Origin of the sequence: Puniceibacterium antarcticum (genome assembly GCF_002760615.1) — a bacterium.
Taxonomy (GTDB): domain Bacteria; phylum Pseudomonadota; class Alphaproteobacteria; order Rhodobacterales; family Rhodobacteraceae; genus Puniceibacterium; species Puniceibacterium antarcticum.
In genome coordinates this window covers 1-17,911 of sequence record NZ_AWWI01000097.1, presented here as the reverse complement: position 1 = coordinate 17,911, position 17,911 = coordinate 1, and the positions used below count along the sequence as shown (strand labels likewise).

General features: G+C 60.3%; 14 protein-coding genes, 1 tRNA gene and 2 pseudogenes. 9 read left to right on the top strand and 8 right to left on the bottom strand.

The genetic code is table 11. From position 1 onward, the window contains the following. The 4 genes and pseudogenes from P775_RS28960 to P775_RS13490 form a co-directional block, all read right to left on the bottom strand. Positions 1-475, bottom strand: a pseudogene (locus P775_RS28960) (transposase); the annotation flags it as partial. Positions 476-724: 249 nt separating this feature from the next. Continuing rightward, positions 725-841, bottom strand: coding sequence for an entericidin A/B family lipoprotein (locus tag P775_RS13505; protein WP_099911476.1), 117 nt, complete (start codon positions 839-841; stop codon positions 725-727). A gap of 457 nt (positions 842-1,298) precedes the next feature. Further along, positions 1,299-1,535, bottom strand: a pseudogene (locus tag P775_RS29885) (transposase domain-containing protein); the annotation flags it as partial. A gap of 844 nt (positions 1,536-2,379) precedes the next feature. Then, positions 2,380-2,469, bottom strand: a tRNA-Ser gene (locus tag P775_RS13490). Between the two features lie 236 nt (positions 2,470-2,705). Here P775_RS13490 and P775_RS13485 point away from each other — a divergent pair. The 3 genes from P775_RS13485 to P775_RS13475 are packed head-to-tail and all read left to right on the top strand — an operon-like array spanning position 2,706 to position 5,664. Next, on the top strand, positions 2,706-3,884 hold the full coding sequence (locus P775_RS13485) for a D-alanyl-D-alanine carboxypeptidase family protein (RefSeq protein ID WP_099911475.1): 1,179 nt from the start codon (positions 2,706-2,708) through the stop codon (positions 3,882-3,884). Continuing rightward, the gene (gene tmk, locus P775_RS13480) at positions 3,881-4,522 is read left to right on the top strand and encodes a dTMP kinase (RefSeq protein ID WP_099911474.1); all 642 of its coding nucleotides are present in this window, start codon (positions 3,881-3,883) and stop codon (positions 4,520-4,522) included. Before P775_RS13485 ends, tmk begins: the two co-directional genes overlap by 4 nt. Next, entirely contained in the window at positions 4,519-5,664 is a 1,146-nt protein-coding gene (locus P775_RS13475) for a DNA polymerase III subunit delta' (RefSeq protein ID WP_099911473.1), read from the top strand. The genes tmk and P775_RS13475 overlap by 4 nt, the downstream gene beginning before the upstream one ends. Positions 5,665-5,706: 42 nt before the next feature. Here P775_RS13475 and P775_RS13470 read toward each other — a convergent pair whose 3' ends face one another. Next, on the bottom strand, positions 5,707-6,222 hold the full coding sequence (locus P775_RS13470) for an SH3 domain-containing protein (protein ID WP_099911472.1): 516 nt from the start codon (positions 6,220-6,222) through the stop codon (positions 5,707-5,709). Positions 6,223-6,328: 106 nt separating this feature from the next. Between P775_RS13470 and P775_RS13465 the strand changes: the two genes are divergently transcribed. Then, on the top strand, positions 6,329-7,315 hold the full coding sequence (locus tag P775_RS13465) for a 2-hydroxyacid dehydrogenase (protein ID WP_099911471.1): 987 nt from the start codon (positions 6,329-6,331) through the stop codon (positions 7,313-7,315). Between the two features lie 122 nt (positions 7,316-7,437). Further along, entirely contained in the window at positions 7,438-9,222 is a 1,785-nt protein-coding gene (gene ggt / locus P775_RS13460) for a gamma-glutamyltransferase (protein ID WP_099911470.1), read from the top strand. 125 nt (positions 9,223-9,347) lie between these two features. On the opposite strand, the gene P775_RS13455 is transcribed toward ggt, so the two are convergent. Both P775_RS13455 and P775_RS13450 read right to left on the bottom strand, forming a co-directional pair. Next, complete coding sequence (locus tag P775_RS13455) at positions 9,348-10,907, bottom strand: 2-isopropylmalate synthase (RefSeq protein ID WP_099911469.1); 1,560 nt, start codon at positions 10,905-10,907, stop codon at positions 9,348-9,350. Between the two features lie 13 nt (positions 10,908-10,920). Then, complete coding sequence (locus P775_RS13450) at positions 10,921-11,277, bottom strand: cupin domain-containing protein (RefSeq protein ID WP_099911468.1); 357 nt, start codon at positions 11,275-11,277, stop codon at positions 10,921-10,923. A gap of 308 nt (positions 11,278-11,585) precedes the next feature. Between P775_RS13450 and P775_RS13445 the strand changes: the two genes are divergently transcribed. Further along, the gene (locus P775_RS13445; protein ID WP_099911467.1) at positions 11,586-12,251 is read left to right on the top strand and encodes an SDR family NAD(P)-dependent oxidoreductase; all 666 of its coding nucleotides are present in this window, start codon (positions 11,586-11,588) and stop codon (positions 12,249-12,251) included. After that, entirely contained in the window at positions 12,248-13,774 is a 1,527-nt protein-coding gene (locus P775_RS13440; protein WP_218967697.1) for a cryptochrome/photolyase family protein, read from the top strand. Before P775_RS13445 ends, P775_RS13440 begins: the two co-directional genes overlap by 4 nt. Before the next feature lie 331 nt (positions 13,775-14,105). Here the strand turns inward: P775_RS13440 and P775_RS13435 are convergent, their stop codons facing one another. Continuing rightward, complete coding sequence (locus P775_RS13435) at positions 14,106-15,518, bottom strand: MORN repeat-containing protein (protein ID WP_099911466.1); 1,413 nt, start codon at positions 15,516-15,518, stop codon at positions 14,106-14,108. A gap of 157 nt (positions 15,519-15,675) precedes the next feature. On the opposite strand from P775_RS13435, the gene P775_RS13430 reads away from it, so the two are divergent. Both P775_RS13430 and P775_RS13425 read left to right on the top strand, forming a co-directional pair. After that, on the top strand, positions 15,676-17,334 hold the full coding sequence (locus tag P775_RS13430) for an NAD+ synthase (protein WP_099911465.1): 1,659 nt from the start codon (positions 15,676-15,678) through the stop codon (positions 17,332-17,334). A 338-nt stretch (positions 17,335-17,672) separates the two neighbouring features. Further along, positions 17,673-17,911: transposase (locus P775_RS13425; protein ID WP_245875690.1), on the top strand; the 239-nt coding region annotated here is incomplete at its 3' end.

The following is a 17,911-nucleotide window of genomic DNA, read 5'->3' as shown; positions in this document are numbered from 1 at the left end:
ACCCCCGAGAGGGGTGGGCAGCGATGTTCTTCTCCCTCACCGTCGTATCAATGGCAACGCATGACAGGTTGCGATCCTCCACAGCCCCCGACGCCCGCTTGGCCTTGATGGTCTTGGTCAGCACCACTTGGCTCAGTCCTTGCCGATCTGCTGGCGCCAGCGGGTCAGCGAGGACGGATCAATCGGCGGGCGGTGCTGAAAGAAGACCTCGCCGGTGTAGTGCTGATAATATGGGTTATCGATCAAGTGAGCGACGACGGCTTCGTCGGACAGGCGGTAAGCATGCTGGAGATATAGCAGCCCCTCGACCAGCCGCGACGATGTCGCTGGCCGACTCGTTGTGAAAGGAAAAAACCGCCCCATTCGGACTCGAAGAATTCCCAGTCGATCAGCGCTGCCAGTTTAGCCAACTCATGGCGAAGAGGCGGGCAGGCGGCAGTTCGTCCTGCACTTCAGTGCGGGGATGGGGCCTCATCACGGCTCCGGAATTTGCAAGTTTTCAACACCAAGCATACGAAACCCTGCAATTCCTTGCTACAGTTTTTCCGGCATCACCAAACAAATTCAGAGACTTGTGACTTGTTCTGGACGAACTAGGTCTGAGCGTGCCCACCAATTAAACAAAAAGGTTGACCGCGATGCGGCCAACCGATTGTGAAGATATATTTGTTTAGATTAATAGGCCGGAGCCAAGATAGGGTGAAGAACCCTATGGGAAGGCTATTCAGATCTCGTTGTCGATCGCCTGACCTGCGTTCTGGACATCTTGTCCTGCGCCCTTGATAGTTTCGCAGGCGGTGAGGGCAAGCATGGCGCTCAGGATGACGGCAATTCTAAGCATAACTTAATCTCCATTAATTGTTCTGTGTCTTAACGCACCGGCGGGCGCTTTTGTTCCGATGCTTCAAAATGAATTTTGCGATCATGTATAGGGCCTGTTGACAATCATCTTGAGGCTATGAGTGTTTCTACGAGATTCCAACACGCTGTGTAGCTGCAGTCGGTTTTGTCACACTACGCGACTCTCGGTCTGAAGCGTTTTCTGATGGTATATTTTTTGCCTATGATCAGGGGAGTGTGGTTTGTGCGAAGGCGGCGGCGCAGTTCATCGAAACCAGTTCTGAACCACGACTTTGAACAGTACCCGTGCTTTTTCCGGGCGGGATATTTTGACCCCATGAGCCTAGAAGCTGTGTGACATGCCATGGCGAGAGCGATCGCGCAGACTGCCATCAGAAGGCTCAATTTTTTGGAGAGTTTCATCCTCGTATCCTGTAACCGCTCCATTGGGACCGCGGCTATGCTGCCTGGTTGATCGGCATGCCGATCTGCGCCCAGTTCCACGGCAGCAGGTCATCCAGTCGGTTGATCTTGTGATCATGGATGCGGTCGAGGATGTCAGCGAGATAGGCCTGCGGATCGAGGCCGTTCAGCTTGGCGGTTTCCATGATGGTCATGGCGCGTGCAAGTGTTTCCGCACCGGTGTCAGCTCCGGCGAACAGCCAGTTCTTTCTGCCGATGGCAATCGGGCGCACCGTCGCCAACGCTGCGCCTGACAGGAAGATCGTCAGGCTGCGGGTCGCTACCAAGTGGCTCAGTTTTTGGGACTGCGCTTCCAGGCTGTCGATCTGGTTCCTGACTTGATCCCCCGCCAAATCTGCTTGGCTCGAGATGTCCTGCATCCTGAGCCAGATGTTTCGCTTCAGACTGTCCATATCGCTCGGCATTGTACTGAAGGCGGTTCTGACGGTGTTTCTCCACTCGTCGCTCCAGTTCTTCAACTGAATATCTAGCAAGGCGAGCTGAGCCGAGAGGGCGTCCTCCATGTTCTGCTGGATCTTCGAATTTAACCTGGTCTGCGGTCCAGTCTTCATTGAAAATCGCTCCTTTCATTCGCCACCGCTCTTCGGTCTCCGGATCACGGACCGTGAGGTAAGACTTGCTGATCCGGGGAAGGTCTAAGCCGAGTTCAGTCAACGCCTCGATCATAGTGCTTCGATCAACGGCTCTGCGTACTTGGGTCAGGGTGACGACATCTGCGCCCCTGAGGCCAAAGTCAGTGCGCAGGGGTTTGCCCATGCGATTGCGCTGTCCTTTGACGGTTACGCGTACGATTCAACGGCGTGCGCCAGACGGATCAACTATTAAAAAAGCCCGTTGCCGTCGCCATGGCGACCGGACCCCAGTGTGCGGACGAGATTCCTCGTCAGCCGACCGCTACTATAGGACATGTTAGTACCTCATTTCGTACCACGGAATGAAGAGCACCGAACGTAACCGATATTAGACGGTCGCAATTAAAATTAGGGTAAACGGTGCGTCTGCTCAGTACATTAGATTTTAAAACAGCATCTGACGCGAATCAACAAAATTGGTAGCTGGCGGAGGCTCAGGGATTCGAACCCTGGGGACGCTCTCACGCCCAACGGTTTTCAAGACCGCCGCATTCGACCACTCTGCCAAACCTCCGATGCGCACGGCTTTAGACGGCCTTTTGCGATTCTGAAAGTGGGGATGCGGTAAAATACGCTTGTGATGTGGCGCGGTCTTTTCTTGCCTGCGCTGAATGGCTAAGGTTGTCCATGACCGCAGAACGCACGAACCGGGTCTTGTCCGCGTCCGTGATGCCTCTGCTGACGGTTTGTGCCACTGTGCCTTGGCCAGCGGGCAGGGGCCATATCGCTGAAACGCAAGGAGTTGCCGCAATGATACGAACCCTTCGCACACTCATCGCCGGGCTGGGTTTTGCCGTGATCCTTGCGGGCACAGCGCAGGCCTTTGACACGCAGGCCCGGGCGGCCTTTGTGCTGGATCAGTCCACCGGCACCGTGCTGCTGGCCAAGAATGCCGACGAGGCGATGCCGCCTGCCTCCATGTCCAAGCTGATGACGCTTTATATGGCGTTCGAGGCGATCAAGGACGGGCGGCTGAGCCTTGAGGAACGCCTGCCGGTGTCGCAGCGTGCCATGTCCTATGGCGGCTCGACCATGTTTCTGGACACCACCGACCGCGTCAGGGTCGAGGATCTGTTGCGCGGCATCATCGTGCTCTCGGGCAACGACGCCTGCGCCGTCATCGCCGAGGCGTTGAGCCCCGATGGAACCGAAAGCGGCTTTGCGGATCTGATGACGCGGCGCGCACAACAGATGGGCATGACCAGTTCGAGCTTCAAAAATTCCAACGGCTGGCCAGCCGAAGGACATCTGATGTCGATGCGTGACCTGACTTTGCTCGCGAGCCATATCATCAACGACTATCCGGAGTTCTACCCGATTTTTTCCGAGCGGAAGTTCGAGTTTGATGGTCGTGCACCGCAGAACTCGACCAACCGCAATCCATTGTTGGGACTCGGCATCGGGGCGGACGGGCTCAAGACCGGTCACACTGTTGAGGCGGGCTATGGCCTTGTCGGGTCGGCGCAGCAGGATGGTCGTCGGGTTGTCTTCTCCATGACGGGGCTGGAGAGTACCCGCGCCCGCGCAGAGGAATCCGAAGCGATCGTGAACTGGGCCTTCCGGCAATTTGCCGAAAAGCAGATCACCACGGCGGGACAGCCCATAGCCACTGCGCAGGTCTGGAACGGGGCAGAGGACAGCGTTGGCCTTGTCACCAAGGAAGACGTGAGCCTGCTTCTGCCGACCCTGACCGGCGGCCCGCTTGAGGCCGAGGTCGTCTATACCGGCCCGCTGCAGGCCCCCATCGCCGAGGGTGCGCAACTGGCCGAACTGATTGTGCGCCCAGAGGGGCTGCCGGAACACCGCGTGCAGCTTGTGGCGCAGAATGCTGTCCCTCGCGGTGGGTTCGTCAACCGCATGCTGACGGTGAGCAAGGCGCTGATCGGCCGCATGACCGCGCCGTCCGAGACGGCTGAGGGGACAATGTGACGCCAGCAGGGCTTTTCGTCAGCTTCGAAGGCATAGATGGGTCGGGCAAGTCCACGCAGGCACGGCGTCTGGCCGAGGTCCTGCGCGCCATGGGCCACGAGGTCGTCTTGACCCGCGAACCCGGCGGATCCCCGGGGGCCGAGGAAATTCGCGCGCTGGTGTTGCAGGGCGACCCGGACCGCTGGTCGGCAGAGACCGAGCTGCTGCTCTTCACCGCCGCGCGTCGCGACCATCTGGAACGCACCATTCGCCCGGCGCTGGCAGCGGGCAAGATCGTGCTGTGCGACCGCTTTGCCGACAGCACCCGCATGTATCAGGGCCTGTCGCGCGGCGATCTGCGCGCTTCGGTCGATGCGCTGCATGCGCTGGTCATCGGGCAGGAACCGGACCTGACCCTGCTGATCGACATGGACCCGGCCGCGGCCCTGTCCCGGGCCAAGGCCCGCGCCACGGTCGAGGAACGCTTTGAAGACTTCGGTCAGGATCTGCAGGACCGCATGCGCGCTGGTTTCTTGGCGCTGGCGCAGGAATTTCCCGACCGGATCCGCGTGATCGACGGCACCCGCGACGAAACCGCTGTGGCCGCCGATGTGATGGCGACCGTATCCGCCGCACTGCCTGTGGGGGCCATCACATGAGCATCGACACCCAGGCCGAACCCGACCGCGTCGAAGGCGCGCCACATCCGCGCGAAACGCGCGATCTGATCGGGCAGGGCGCGGCAGAGCGCGCGTTCCTGTCGGCCTTTGCCGCCGAACGGCTGCACCATGGCTGGCTGATCACCGGCCCGCGCGGTCTGGGCAAGGCGACGCTGGCCTGGCGCATCGCGCGCTTTCTTCTGGCAACACCTGATCCCGACGGTGACGGCGGCATGTTCGGTGCACCGCCGCCGCCCGAAACTCTGGCCATTGCGCCCGATCACCCGGTCATGCGCCGCACCATGGCGCTCTCTGAATCGGGGCTGAAACTGCTGCGCCGCGCCTGGGATGACAAGGCAAAGCGGCTCAAGACCCAGTTGACCGTCGAAGAGGTGCGCGAGCTCAAGACTTTCTTTTCCCTCTCCTCGACCGATGGCGGACGCCGCGTGGTGATCGTCGACAGCGCGGATGAGATGAACCCAAGTGCCGCCAACGCCATCCTCAAACTGCTCGAAGAACCGCCCGCCCGCACCGTTCTGCTGCTGATCAGCCACCAGCCCTCGCAGCTTTTGCCGACCATCCGTTCGCGTTGCCGTGAGCTGCGCCTGACTCCGCTCAGCGCGCCGGACATGGCGGCAGCACTTGCACAGGCCGGCGCCGACATCGCCCCGCAAGATGCCGAGGCGCTCGCCGCCCTATCCGCAGGGTCGGTCGGCGCGGCACTGCGCTTGCTCAATTTGGACGGATTGAAACTCTATGGCGAATTGATTGCGCTGCTCGCCAGCCTGCCGGATCTTGATCGCCCCCGTGCTATTGCCCTCGCCGAAAGCGTGTCTGCACGCGGGCGTGAAGAGCGGCTGGATTTGCTGTTTTCACTGCTGGATCTGACTGTTTTCCGACTCGCGCGAACAGGTGTGACAGGCGTCCCGCCGCTGCCCGAGGCCGCGAGAGGAGAGGCGCAGGCGATGTCACGTCTTGCGCCGACGCCTGCTACGGGTCGTGCCTGGGCTTCACTTGCACAAAGCTCGGGGGATCGGGCGCGTCACGGGCGGGCAGTCAATATCGATCCCGCTGCACTGGTGCTTGATTCGCTGCTGCGACTACGCGACTGTGCGGCTGATCAAGTGCGCGCATTGGCCTGAAAGGCAGAGCTGAGGTTTGAAAGGCTGGGCAGGGCGCCCTGCCTATTCTCGAAGCTCATCCGGTTCTACGCCCCAGACGCTCGTCTTGACGGCCCAGCCGGAATAGCCCCCGGCGCTCAGCTCGCACCAATTGATCTCACAGGCGCCCAGATGGGCGATGACCCCCAGCGCCAGTTTTGCCTCAACCGGTGTGCTTTCGTCGGGGCGTGCGTGAAGTTCGAGCATGTCTTTCTCGACCAGCACGGTGCGCACGCCGGACAGAAGTGCATAATGCACCCAGCCGCCTGCGCCGTCCCGGTCACGCACTCGGCGCCAGTGGCCGTATTCTGCAGTCACCTCAAGCGGCATGTCGCGGCGCTTGTAGACCCAGTCTATGCGATGGCTCAGCGACGGGCCGCGGCGCACATTGACCTCAGCCGATTTCATCGAAACAAAGCGCGGCAGCGGCAGATTGGTCACTGCGCCGCGTTCCTGTGCCGCCTGCAGCGGGCTCAATCCCCCGGAAACGGCAAGCGCCAGGGCTGCTACGGCGGCCCATCTCCTGAAAGTCTCCATCATTCTATTGTCCTGCTCAGAGTTTTTCCGGCGGTGTTCTTGTGACCCGTCCTGATATGACGCACTGTGACCTGAAATTGTCGGCAGGGAAAGTACGAGGAGGCGCGACATGCCATCAAAACGTCTGACTGTGGTTGTGACGCGACGCCTGCCAGAGGCAGTCGAGGCGCGGCTGAGTGAATTGTTCGACACCAAGCTGCGAACCGATGACACGCCGATGACCCGGGCAGAGCTGGCCGAAGCCATGCAGGGGGCCGATGTGCTTGTCCCCACGGTGACGGATGGGCTGGATGCGGGTCTTATCGGGCAGGCTGGAGAGAGGCTGCGCCTGATTGCGAATTACGGTGCAGGGGTAGATCATATCGACGTGTCTACCGCACGCCAGCGCGGCATTCTTGTGTCCAACACACCTGGTGTCGTGACCGAAGACACTGCCGACATGACAATGGCGCTGCTTCTGGCGGTGACGCGCCGGATGCCAGAAGGCCTTGCCGTGATGCAGGCGGGCACCTGGCAGGGCTGGGCGCCGACAGCCTATCTTGGCGGGCGCCTCGGCGGACGTCGGCTCGGGATCCTTGGAATGGGCCGGATCGGACAGGCTGTCGCGCGTCGTGCACAGGCCTTTGGCATGCAGATCCACTATCACAACCGTCGCCGCCTCCGACCGGAGGTTGAGGCGTCGCTTGGGGCCACCTATTGGGAAAGCCTGGATCAGATGGTTGCCCGGATGGATGTGATCTCGGTCAATTGTCCGCATACGCCGACCACCTTTCACCTGCTCAACGCGCGGCGGCTCAAGCTGATGAAACCCACTGCGGTTGTGGTCAACACTTCGCGCGGGGAAGTGATTGACGAGAACGCTCTGGCACGGATGCTGAAGGCGAAAGACCTCGCCGGGGCCGGGCTTGACGTCTACGAAAAGGGTGTCGATCTGAATCCGGAATTACGCAATCTGCCGAATGTCGTCCTGTTACCGCATATGGGGTCTGCCACGGTTGAGGGTCGGGTTGAGATGGGCGAAAAGGTTTTGCTGAACATCAAGACCTTTGCCGACGGTCACCGCCCGCCTGATCAAGTGGTTCCGGCCATGCTCTGATGCGGCGGGCCTTTGATACTTGTCGCTTCTATCTGAATGCGGCGCTGTGATGTTTTTTGCAGAGACCAGCTGAAAGCCGTGCTAGGCTGCGCGTAACAACACAATTTTGAAGGTTGATTTTCATGCGGTACCCGAGACTTGCCAGTGTTTTTGCGGTCCTGCTGGCAGGGCCATTGTGCGCGCAGCAGGCCGCAGATGCCGTGGCGCCGGAAGCTGCGAGCGCGACGGGTTTCAATGCCATTTCACAACAGGTGGCTGATGCTTTGGCAGCCAAAGCCGAAGGGATTCCGGTCAAGGCGCAGAAATGGATGGTTGTAGCGGCAAATCCACATGCCGTTTCTGCTGGGGCAGAGGTGTTGCGCCAGGGTGGCACGGCGGCAGACGCCATGATCGCGGTGCAGGCTGTGCTGGGTCTGGTGGAACCGCAATCCTCGGGCCTTGGGGGCGGGGCATTTCTGGTCTGGCATGATGGCGCGAGTGGCGAGATCACCACGCTTGACGGGCGTGAAACCGCGCCGTTGAATGCAACCCCGCAGTTGTTTCAGGATGAGCATGGGGAACCGCTCAGCTTTTTCGATGCGGTTGTTGGGGGGCGGTCAGTTGGCGTGCCGGGAACGCCTGCCCTGCTGCAGGCAGCGCATGACCGTTGGGGAAAAGCTGCTTGGGGCGGGTTGTTCGATCCGGCCATTTCCCTCGCAGAGAAAGGCTTTGCCGTCTCGCCGCGACTGGCAGATCTGGTCGCGGCGGATGAGGAGCGTCTGTCACGCTTTCCCGACACTGCCGCCTATTTCCTGCCCGACGGCGTCCCGCTTCGGGCTGGGGCGACCCTGACGAACCAAGCTTATGCCGATGTGCTGAAACGTATCGCGACTGAGGGTGCTGATGTTTTTTACACCTCTGACATTGCGCGGGATATCGTCGCGCGGGTTCAGGGTGCGACGGGCAATCCCGGTGTGCTGGAGCCGGTGGATTTGGCCATCTACTCGGTCAAGGAACGCCCCGCCATCTGTGTGGACTACCGTGCGCATGAGGTCTGCGGCATGGGGCCGCCGTCCTCGGGGGCGCTCACGTTGGGGCAGGTGCTGGGCATGCTCAACACGTTCGAGATGCCGGGTGCGGCAGATGCAGAGGCCTGGCGGCTGATCGGCGATGCCTCGCGGCTGGGCTTTGCGGATCGAGGACGTTACATGGCCGACAGTGATTTTGTGCCGATGCCGACCAAGGGGCTGGTGGCACCTGAATATCTGGCTGAACGTGCCAAGCTGCTGAAGGGCGACGATGCCCTGCCAGAGGTCAGCGCTGGCAACCCGATGTTCGACCATGCGGCGCTGTGGGGTGAGGATGACAGCATCGAATTCCCCTCGACCTCGCATATCTCGATCGTGGATCAATATGGCAATGCCCTATCGATGACGACAACCATCGAGAACGGGTTTGGTTCGCGGCTGATGGTGCATGGTTTCCTGCTCAACAACGAGTTGACGGATTTCTCGTTCCGCACCCATGCTGAAGGTGCCCCGATCGCCAACCGGGTCGAACCCGGCAAGCGGCCGCGTTCGTCGATGGCGCCGACGATCGTGCGCAAGGATGGCAAGCCGGTGCTGGTGGTGGGTAGTCCGGGAGGTAGTCGAATCATCGGCTATGTGACGCAGGCGGTGATCGGGTTCGTCGACTGGGGTCTGGATGCCCAGCAGGCAGTAGCGGCTCCGCATGGGGTGAACCGGTTCGGGCCTTTCGATCTTGAGGCAGGCACACCGATGGAAACGCTGGGGCCGGATCTGGAAATGCTCGGCTACGAAGTCTCCGTACAGGATCTGAACTCGGGCCTGCACGCGATTTCGGTTGGACCAGAGGGACTGCGTGGCGGCGCGGATCCGCGCCGTGAAGGAATTGCCTTGGGCGAATGATCGGGTCGAGAACCTGATCCGTCTGATCCAATTGAAAAGCGCCGGGCTGGGCCCGGCGCTTTGCTGTTTTATGGTGCCTGTGACGACGCACGCCTATTGAGCCGGTCGTGGCGCGGGTAGAGGACTCAGCTCACATCCTTGTAGCTGATCTCCTTAACATCCTTGCCGACCTTGCTGCGCCGGACGAGCAGGCGGTTGAGGGCATTCACATAGGCCTTGGCCGAAGCGACAACCGTGTCGGTATCCGCCGACTGACCTGTTGCAATCATGCCGTCCTCTTCCAGCCTGACCGAAACGGTGGCCTGCGCATCTGTACCTTCTGTCACAGCGTTCACCTGATAGAGCTGCAGGCTGGCTGCGTTGGGGTGAAGTTCACGAACTGCCTTGAAGGTCGCATCAACCGGTCCGTCGCCGCTGCATGTGGCTGAAACCTCCTTGCCGTCGATCTCCATCTCAAGCTGCGCCTCGGCGGGGCCGCCAGTGCCACAGACGACGCGCAAGTTGACGATCTGCAGCCTGTCGTCACCTTCAGTCGTGGCGGTCACAAGGGCGAGGATATCGTCGTCATAGACTTCTTTCTTGCGGTCGGCCAATTCCTTGAACCGCACAAAAATGTCCTTGAGCTGGTTGTCCCCGACCTCGACCCCCATCTGGCGCAACTTGTCACGCAGCGCTGCGCGGCCCGAATGTTTACCCATGACAAGGTTGGTCGCGGCAAGGCCGACATCCTCGGGGCGCATGATCTCGAACGTCTCGGCGTTCTTGAGCATGCCGTCCTGGTGGATGCCCGACTCGTGTGCAAAGGCGTTCTTGCCGACGATGGCCTTGTTGAACTGCACGGCAAAGCCCGACACGGTCGCGACGCGGCGCGAGATATGCATGAGCTTTTTGGTGTCGATCCGGGTCTCATACGGCATGATGTCGCCGCGCACGCGCAGGGCCATCACCACCTCTTCGAGCGCGGTGTTGCCCGCGCGTTCGCCAAGGCCGTTGATCGTACATTCGATCTGACGCGCACCGCCGGCAACTGCGGCAAGGGAGTTCGCCGTCGCCATGCCAAGGTCGTTGTGGCAATGGGTGGCAAAGATCACGCTGTCCGCGCCCGGAACCGTCGCAATGAGGTTGCGGATCAGGTCGGCGGATTCCACAGGCGCGGTATAGCCCACGGTATCGGGGATATTGATCGTGGTCGCGCCGGCCTTGATGGCGATCTCAACCGTGCGGCAGAGGTAATCCCATTCGGTCCGGGTCGCATCCATCGGCGACCACTGGACGTTGTCACAGAGGTTGCGGGCATGGGTCACGGTGTCATGAATCCGCTGTGCCATCTCGTCCATGTCGAGGTTGGGGATAGCGCGGTGCAGCGGCGAGGTGCCGATGAAGGTGTGAATGCGCGGTTGGGCCGCGTGTTTCACGGCCTCCCAGCAGCGATCAATGTCGCCATACTGGGCGCGGGCGAGGCCGCAGATCACCGATTGCTTGGACCGCTGGGCGATCTCGGACACAGCACGGAAGTCGCCTTCGGAGGCGATGGGAAATCCGGCCTCGATGATGTCGACGCCCATGTCATCCAGCAGTTCGGCAATTTCGAGCTTTTCTGCGTGGGTCATGGTGGCGCCGGGGGATTGTTCGCCGTCGCGCAGGGTGGTGTCGAAAATCACCACGCGTTCTTTTGTGTTGGTCATGGCTTTGGTCCTGTCAGATATGCGGTTTGGGGGCAGGGGCGCGGCCCGAATCCCCGGAATTGGGTTCACCTTTGGGCTCGATCAGCAGGACTTTGACTTCCTGATCTGCACGGGGGCGATGCACGACACCTTTGGGCACGACAACCAGCTCTCCGGCGCGAAAGGTCACAGGGGGCTGGTCCGCATAGTCCATGGTGACTTCACCCTCAAGCACAAGGAAAAAATCATCGGTAGTGTCATGTTTGTGGAACGGAAATTCACCTTTGAATTTCACCACCATGATGTCGTTGTCATTATAGCTGGCGACGACGTGCGGATCCCAATGGGATGCGAACATCGACAGTTTTTCAGCCAGATTTACGGATTTCAAAAGGGTTCTCCTCAGTCGGGTGCGGAACAATACCGGCGCGAACATTCCTCCTCTGAGCGGTCGCGCCGTTATGGCACGCTCAGAGGCGGACTAGGAGAAGTAGCCCAAGCAGAGTCGCATCAATTGCGCGACCGCCAAGACCAACAGACGCGCGGGATGCACGATCAAGGGTCGGGATATGGCACTGCATTGTCATAACAATCACTATAGGTGCGGTTTCTGAAATGAAAACCCGGAAAATGGGGTCTGGCCATGCGTATGCGTGCACCTGCCTTGAACAAGCTGTTGCAGCCGCTAGCTGATACTTCATGAAAAGAGCATTGATCATAGGTAGCAGCGGCGGAATCGGATCAGCGATCTGTGCGGCACTCGCGGCGCGCGGGACAGAGGTCACGGGTCTGTCCCGCTCCGGGCACGGGCTTGATGTGACCGACGAGGCGTCTGTTGCGGCACATCTTGGAAAGCTGGAGGGGCAGTATGATCTGATCTTCGTCGCCACGGGTGCGCTGGATATCGACGGGGCCCAGCCCGAAAAATCGCTGAAGGCGCTGACGGCCAAGGCTCTTGCGGATCAGTTCGCTCTGAACGCAATCGGTCCCGCGCTGGTTTTGAAACATGCGGTCCGCCTGCTGCCACGACGCGATTGTGCGGTCTTTGCCGCATTGTCGGCGCGGGTTGGCAGCATCGGCGACAATCGGCTGGGTGGCTGGTATTCCTATCGCACAGCCAAAGCGGCTCTGAACCAGATCCTGCACGGCGCTTCGGTCGAGTTGGCACGCACGCATCGTGCCCTGACAGTGGTGGCATTGCACCCCGGCACGGTCGAGACACGCTTTTCGGCGGATTACGCAGATCACAACCCCACCGTTTCCGCCGACGCGGCGGCCGCCAACCTTTTGCAGGTCATTGGCGGTCTGAAATCAGCGGACACCGGAAAGTTCTTTGATTGGCAGGGAAGGGAAGTGCCCTGGTGACGCGGCTTGTGCTTGTATTGGGGGATCAGCTCTCTGAGGATCTGTCAGCCTTGCGCATGGCGGACAGGAAGACCGACATCGTGGTCATGGCCGAGGTGGAGCAAGAGGCAACTTACGTCCAGCACCACCCCAAGAAGATCGCGCTAATCTTTGCCGCCATGCGCAAATTCGCCGTCCGATTGCGCGCTGATGGCTGGGAAGTGCGGTATTGCGAACTGGACGATACCGCCAACTCCGGCTCCATCCCCGCAGAATTGCTGCGCCGCGCCGAAGAGACTGGCGCGCAGGAAGTCATCGCTACCCGCCCCGGAGAATGGCGACTCATCACGCTGTTGGACGAGATGCCGCTCACAGTACATCAGCTGGAAGACACACGCTTCATCGCCTCGACACGGGAGTTCGAAGCGTGGGCAAAGGGGCGTAAAGCCTTGCGGATGGAGTATTTTTACCGTGAGATGCGGCGCAAGACCGGGCTGTTGATGGAGGGCGATCAGCCCATCGGTGGCCAGTGGAACTATGACCATGACAATCGCAAACCGGCGCCTGAAAGCATAGACATCAGCGGGCCGCTGCGGTTCACGCCGGATGCGATGGTCCAAGAGGTGCTGGACCTGGTCGAGGCGCGTTTCGGCAGTAGTTTCGGCGAGTTGCGCCCCTTCCATTTTGCCACGGATCAGGGGCAGGCGCATCACGCACTGGCGCATTTCATCCGATACGCCCTGCCCAAGTTCGGTGACTTTCAGGACGCCATGCTGAGCGATCATCGCTTCCTTTATCACGCGCTGATCTCGCCTTATCTCAACATCGGGCTGCTGTTGCCGCTTGAGGTCTGTCAGGCGGCAGAGCGGGCCTATTTCCGCGGTGAGGCGCCCCTGAACGCGGTCGAAGGATTCATACGCCAGATCCTGGGCTGGCGGGAATATGTCCGGGGCATCTATTTCCTCGAAGGGCCCGAGTATACCCGGAGCAATGAGTTGGGCCACCACCGCGCACTGCCCGACCTTTACTGGGGGGCGGAGACGCGGATGAGGTGTCTGTCAAATGCGGTGGAGCAAACGCGCGAGGAAGGCTATGCGCACCACATCCAGCGCCTGATGGTGACGGGAAATTTTGCTCTGCTTGCAGGCGTCAACCCTGCCGAGGTGCATGACTGGTATCTGCGGGTCTATGTGGACGCTTTCGAATGGGTCGAGGCGCCGAACACTCTTGGAATGAGCCAGTTCGCCGATGGCGGAGTGATAGCCTCCAAGCCTTATGTTTCAAGCGGGTCCTATATCAACCGGATGTCTGATTACTGCAAATCGTGCCACTACTCTGTAAGCAAAAAGACCGGAGAGGGTGCCTGTCCGTTCAACCTGCTTTACTGGCACTTCCTCGACCGCCACCGCGCCCTCTTTGATGGCAATCCTCGCATGGGAAACATGTACGGGACTTGGGATCGGATGGACGCGGACCGGCGAAAGACGGTTCTGGACGAGGCCGAGGATTTCCTTGATCGTCTCTCCAAGGGACAGACGGTTTGAGGACTTTGCGGCGTCAGCGTAAAATCATTGTTTTAGGCGCGGATTTAAAGCGTCCCGCCTTCAAATTGAATCGCTTGTTCACGGTTTTCGCTGCGCCTTCAACGCAAAAAGCGATGCGTTTGTTTCAGGTCAAAGGCGGGACGCTATAGGCTCCGACAGACGTATTTTGAAAGAGAAGAATGACAGGACCTGTTCCCGCCTTCGTCTCTTCTCAGATACGCAAAAGATATATGAGCAACATCCGCGATGACCTTTTTGCATCATCCGTTTGGTGGCCATGAAAATCCTTGCTGCGCAGGCGCTCCGCTATGCAAAGCCGTATGCGCCCGGCTCAGCCGTCGGTAAGTGCGCCATTGATCCACTCGCCGCTGGTTTCCTGTCCAGTTGCATAGCGCATGGTGCCGGTGCCCTGGCGCTTGCCGTCCTCGAAGGCGCCTTCATAGATATCGCCGTTGGAATAGGTGGCCACACCCTGACCCTCTATTTCCCCCTCGGACCATGCGCCGGAATATTTGAATCCGTCGGGCATGGTGATCTCGCCCGTGCCGTCGCGCTGCCCCTCTTTGAAACCGCCGGTATAGACCGTGCCATCGGGATAGATGGCGGTGCCGTCTCCGTCGCGCTGGCCGTCTTTCCAGTCGCCTTCGTAGCGGTAGCCGTCAGCATAGGTCATCACTCCATAGCCGTTGTTTCGGGCATTCTTGAAGGTACCTTCATATACCAGACCGTTGGCATAAGCCGCCTTGCCGTCACCTTCAATCACCCCATCGACCCAGTCCCCTTCATAGGTCGACCCGTCGGGATAGGTTATCTTGCCTTTGCCGTTGGCAAGGTCGCCGCGGAACAGGCCCACATAGACAGACCCGTCGGGATAGGTGACCTCTCCCTGCCCCTCGATCTGGCCAGTGACCCAGTTGCCGACATAGCGGTAGCCGTCCGATCCCACAAAGCTGCCCTGACCGTCACGCTGGTCAGCAACGAAGGCGCCCTCATAGGTGTCGCCATTTGCGTAGGTGACCTTGCCCGCTCCCTCGCGCCGCCCAGCCACCAGCTCGCCTGCATAGACATCCCCATTGGGCTGCGTCAGCTTGCCGGTGCCGTCGATCTGCCCGCCTTGCCACATGCCCTCGTAAATCAGCCCGTCAGGCATGGTGAGCTTGCCCTCGCCCGCGCGCGCACCGTCAGCAACGCGGCCCTCATAAACCGATCCGTCGGGATAGGTGATGGTTCCGTTGCCTTCCTTGACGCCGTTGACCCAGTCACCTTCATATCGGTAGCCGCCGGGCGAGGTCATTGTGCCGCGTCCGTGGTGTAGCGCGTCGCGAAAGGAACCCTCGTAGCGCAGGCCGTTGGCATAGACCGAAACGCCCTGACCGGTGATCTTGCCATCAAGCCAGCTGCCTTCGTAGGTGCCCCCATCGGCAAAGACGATCTTGCCCATGCCTTCGGGTTTGCCCTTTGCGAACTGACCTTCATAGACCGATCCGTTGGGGAAGCGAGCGACGCCTTCGCCGCGAATTTCGCCCGCGACCCAGTCACCGATGTATTCATAGCCATTGGGCAGCCGGTAGGTGCCGGTTCCGTCCTGCAGCCCACCGTTGAAGGTGCCTTCGTAAACGCCGCCATCATCGTACTGTTTCGTCACGACACCGTCGCCTTGTTGCGCCAGCGCGTTGCCGCCCAGCACACATACCAGCGCCAGAGCCGCCGCAATGCTGCGGTTGTGCCGCGATTTCTTGCTCATCTCGCCTGTCCGCCCCTGATCCTGTCGCATTACCTGAAATTGTCTGAAATCTAAGGGACAGCGCCACGTGATACAATGTCTTTTGGCTTTGGGTGCTTCCCCTCGGGCGGTGTTCTGCTATGTGCAAAAGCGGAATTTAAGCGAAAGGTGACACGGCATGGCAGAGCAGTTCCGGCTGACATTGGCACAGCTCAACCCGACGGTTGGCGACCTTGCGGGTAATGCCGCCCTTGCGCTCGACGCCTGGGAACAAGGGCGCGCTGCGGGGGCCGATATGGTCGCCTTGCCCGAGATGTTCATCGCCGGTTACAATGCGCAGGATTTGGTGATGAAGCCCGCGTTTTACACTGACGCCATCCGGGCGGTGCAGGCGCTGGCGGCAGATTGTGCCGATGGTCCCGCGCTGGCCATTGGCGGGCCCTGGATCGAAGGTACCCAACTCTTCAACGCCTATTTCATCTGCAAGGGCGGCAAGATCACCTCGACCGTGCTGAAACATCACCTGCCCAATGACACTGTGTTCGACGAGGTGCGGATCTTTGATTCCGGGCCTTTGGGCGGGCCCTATTCCGTGGGCAACACCCGCATCGGAAGCCCGATCTGTGAGGATGCCTGGTACGAGGATGTGGCCGAAACGCTGGCCGAAACCGGCGCGGAATTTCTGCTGGTGCCGAACGGATCGCCCTATCATCGCCACAAGTACGAGGTGCGGCTGAACCAGATGGTGGCCCGCGTGGTCGAAACGGGGCTGCCGCTGATCTATCTCAACATGGTTGGGGGACAGGACGATCAGGTGTTTGACGGCGGATCCTTTGTGCTGAACCCCGGTGGGGCGCTGGCGGTGCAGCTGCCGGTTTTTGATGAGGTGATTGCGCATGTGGATCTTGAGCGCGGGGCCGAGGGCTGGCGCTGCCTGCCGGGGCCGTTCACCGTGCATCCTGACACGATGGAGCAGGATTACCGTGTAATGGTGCAGGCCCTGCGCGACTACATGCGCAAGACCGGTTTCAGGAAGGTGCTGCTGGGCCTGTCCGGCGGGATCGATTCGGCCATCGTTGCGGCCATAGCGGTGGATGCCATAGGCGCGGACAATGTGCGCTGTGTGATGCTGCCGTCCGAGTATACCTCGGATGCGTCGCTGGAGGATGCCAAGGCGGTGGCCGAGGCCTTGGGCTGTCGCTATGACTTTGTGCCCATCGACGCGGGGCGCGATGCAATCACCCAGACGCTGGCCCCTCTGTTCGAAGGAACGAAACCGGACCTGACCGAAGAGAACATCCAGTCCCGCCTGCGCGGACTGCTTCTCATGGCCTTGTCCAACAAGTTCGGCGAGATGCTGCTGACCACCGGCAACAAATCCGAAGTCTCTGTCGGCTATGCCACGATCTATGGCGACATGGCGGGCGGGTACAATCCGATCAAAGACATGTACAAGACCCGCGTTTTTGATGCCTGCCGCTGGCGCAATGCCAATCACCGCCACTGGATGATGGGGCCGTCGGGCGAGGTCATCGCCGAGCGGATCATCGACAAGCCACCCAGTGCCGAGCTGCGCGCCGATCAGAAGGACAGCGATTCGCTGCCCGATTATCCGGTACTGGACGGAATCCTGCAGATACTGATCGACGCCGACGGGTCCATCGAGGATTGCGTGGCGGCGGGATATGACCGGGCGGATGCGAAACAGGTCGAGCATCTGATCTACATCAGCGAATACAAACGCTTTCAATCCGCGCCCGGTGCCCGTCTGTCAAAGCGCGCTTTCTGGCTGGACCGGCGCTACCCTATCGCCAACCGATGGCGCGACGACGGCTGAAGAGCACGGGCAGGCGTTCTGGTTGTTCTGCGATCTGCGCAGGTTTAAGGCTTGGTCTTGAGCCACGATGGCCACGGTCATATCTGAAACTTGCTTTGCTTATTTTGAAAGACGAGAATGGCATGACCTTTGTAAGCATTGCTTGGCCGCCCCCTGTTCTTGATCCGGATGATTTGAGACTGAGGCCCTGTTGAATAGGAGGGGGTGAGTGTCGCCATGGAGACTGCGAACGAGTTTCTTACGCGGTTGGGGGTTGAGGTCTCAGGAACCGGAAGCCTGCGGTGGCCGGAGCGTGTGAAGGCGCGGATCGTGGGGGAAACGCTGGGCCTGGGGCGACGGTGAATGACGTTGCGCGCAAGTATGACATAGGCCCGAACCCCTTGTTGGGATGGCGGCGGCTGGCCAAGGATGGTCAACTTGTTTTGCTCGCGCCGGAGACTGACACAGACTTTGCCCCGTTGGTGGTGTGCGATGTCGAAAGTCCGTCACCGGCCGAAGTTACCGAGCAGACGACCTCGGCGGTCGAGATCATTGCCGGAGCGGTTTCTGTCCGGCTGGACGGTGCCACGCCCGCGGC

Coding starts and splice junctions, on each gene's coding strand:
- P775_RS13505 (WP_099911476.1), bottom strand. CDS start 841: ATGCTTAGAATTGCCGTCATCCTGAGCGCCATGCTTGCCCTCACCGCC.
- P775_RS13485 (WP_099911475.1), top strand. CDS start 2,706: ATGATACGAACCCTTCGCACACTCATCGCCGGGCTGGGTTTTGCCGTG.
- P775_RS13475 (WP_099911473.1), top strand. CDS start 4,519: ATGAGCATCGACACCCAGGCCGAACCCGACCGCGTCGAAGGCGCGCCA.
- P775_RS13470 (WP_099911472.1), bottom strand. CDS start 6,222: ATGATGGAGACTTTCAGGAGATGGGCCGCCGTAGCAGCCCTGGCGCTT.
- P775_RS13465 (WP_099911471.1), top strand. CDS start 6,329: ATGCCATCAAAACGTCTGACTGTGGTTGTGACGCGACGCCTGCCAGAG.
- ggt (WP_099911470.1), top strand. CDS start 7,438: ATGCGGTACCCGAGACTTGCCAGTGTTTTTGCGGTCCTGCTGGCAGGG.
- P775_RS13455 (WP_099911469.1), bottom strand. CDS start 10,907: ATGACCAACACAAAAGAACGCGTGGTGATTTTCGACACCACCCTGCGC.
- P775_RS13445 (WP_099911467.1), top strand. CDS start 11,586: ATGAAAAGAGCATTGATCATAGGTAGCAGCGGCGGAATCGGATCAGCG.
- P775_RS13435 (WP_099911466.1), bottom strand. CDS start 15,518: ATGAGCAAGAAATCGCGGCACAACCGCAGCATTGCGGCGGCTCTGGCG.
- P775_RS13430 (WP_099911465.1), top strand. CDS start 15,676: ATGGCAGAGCAGTTCCGGCTGACATTGGCACAGCTCAACCCGACGGTT.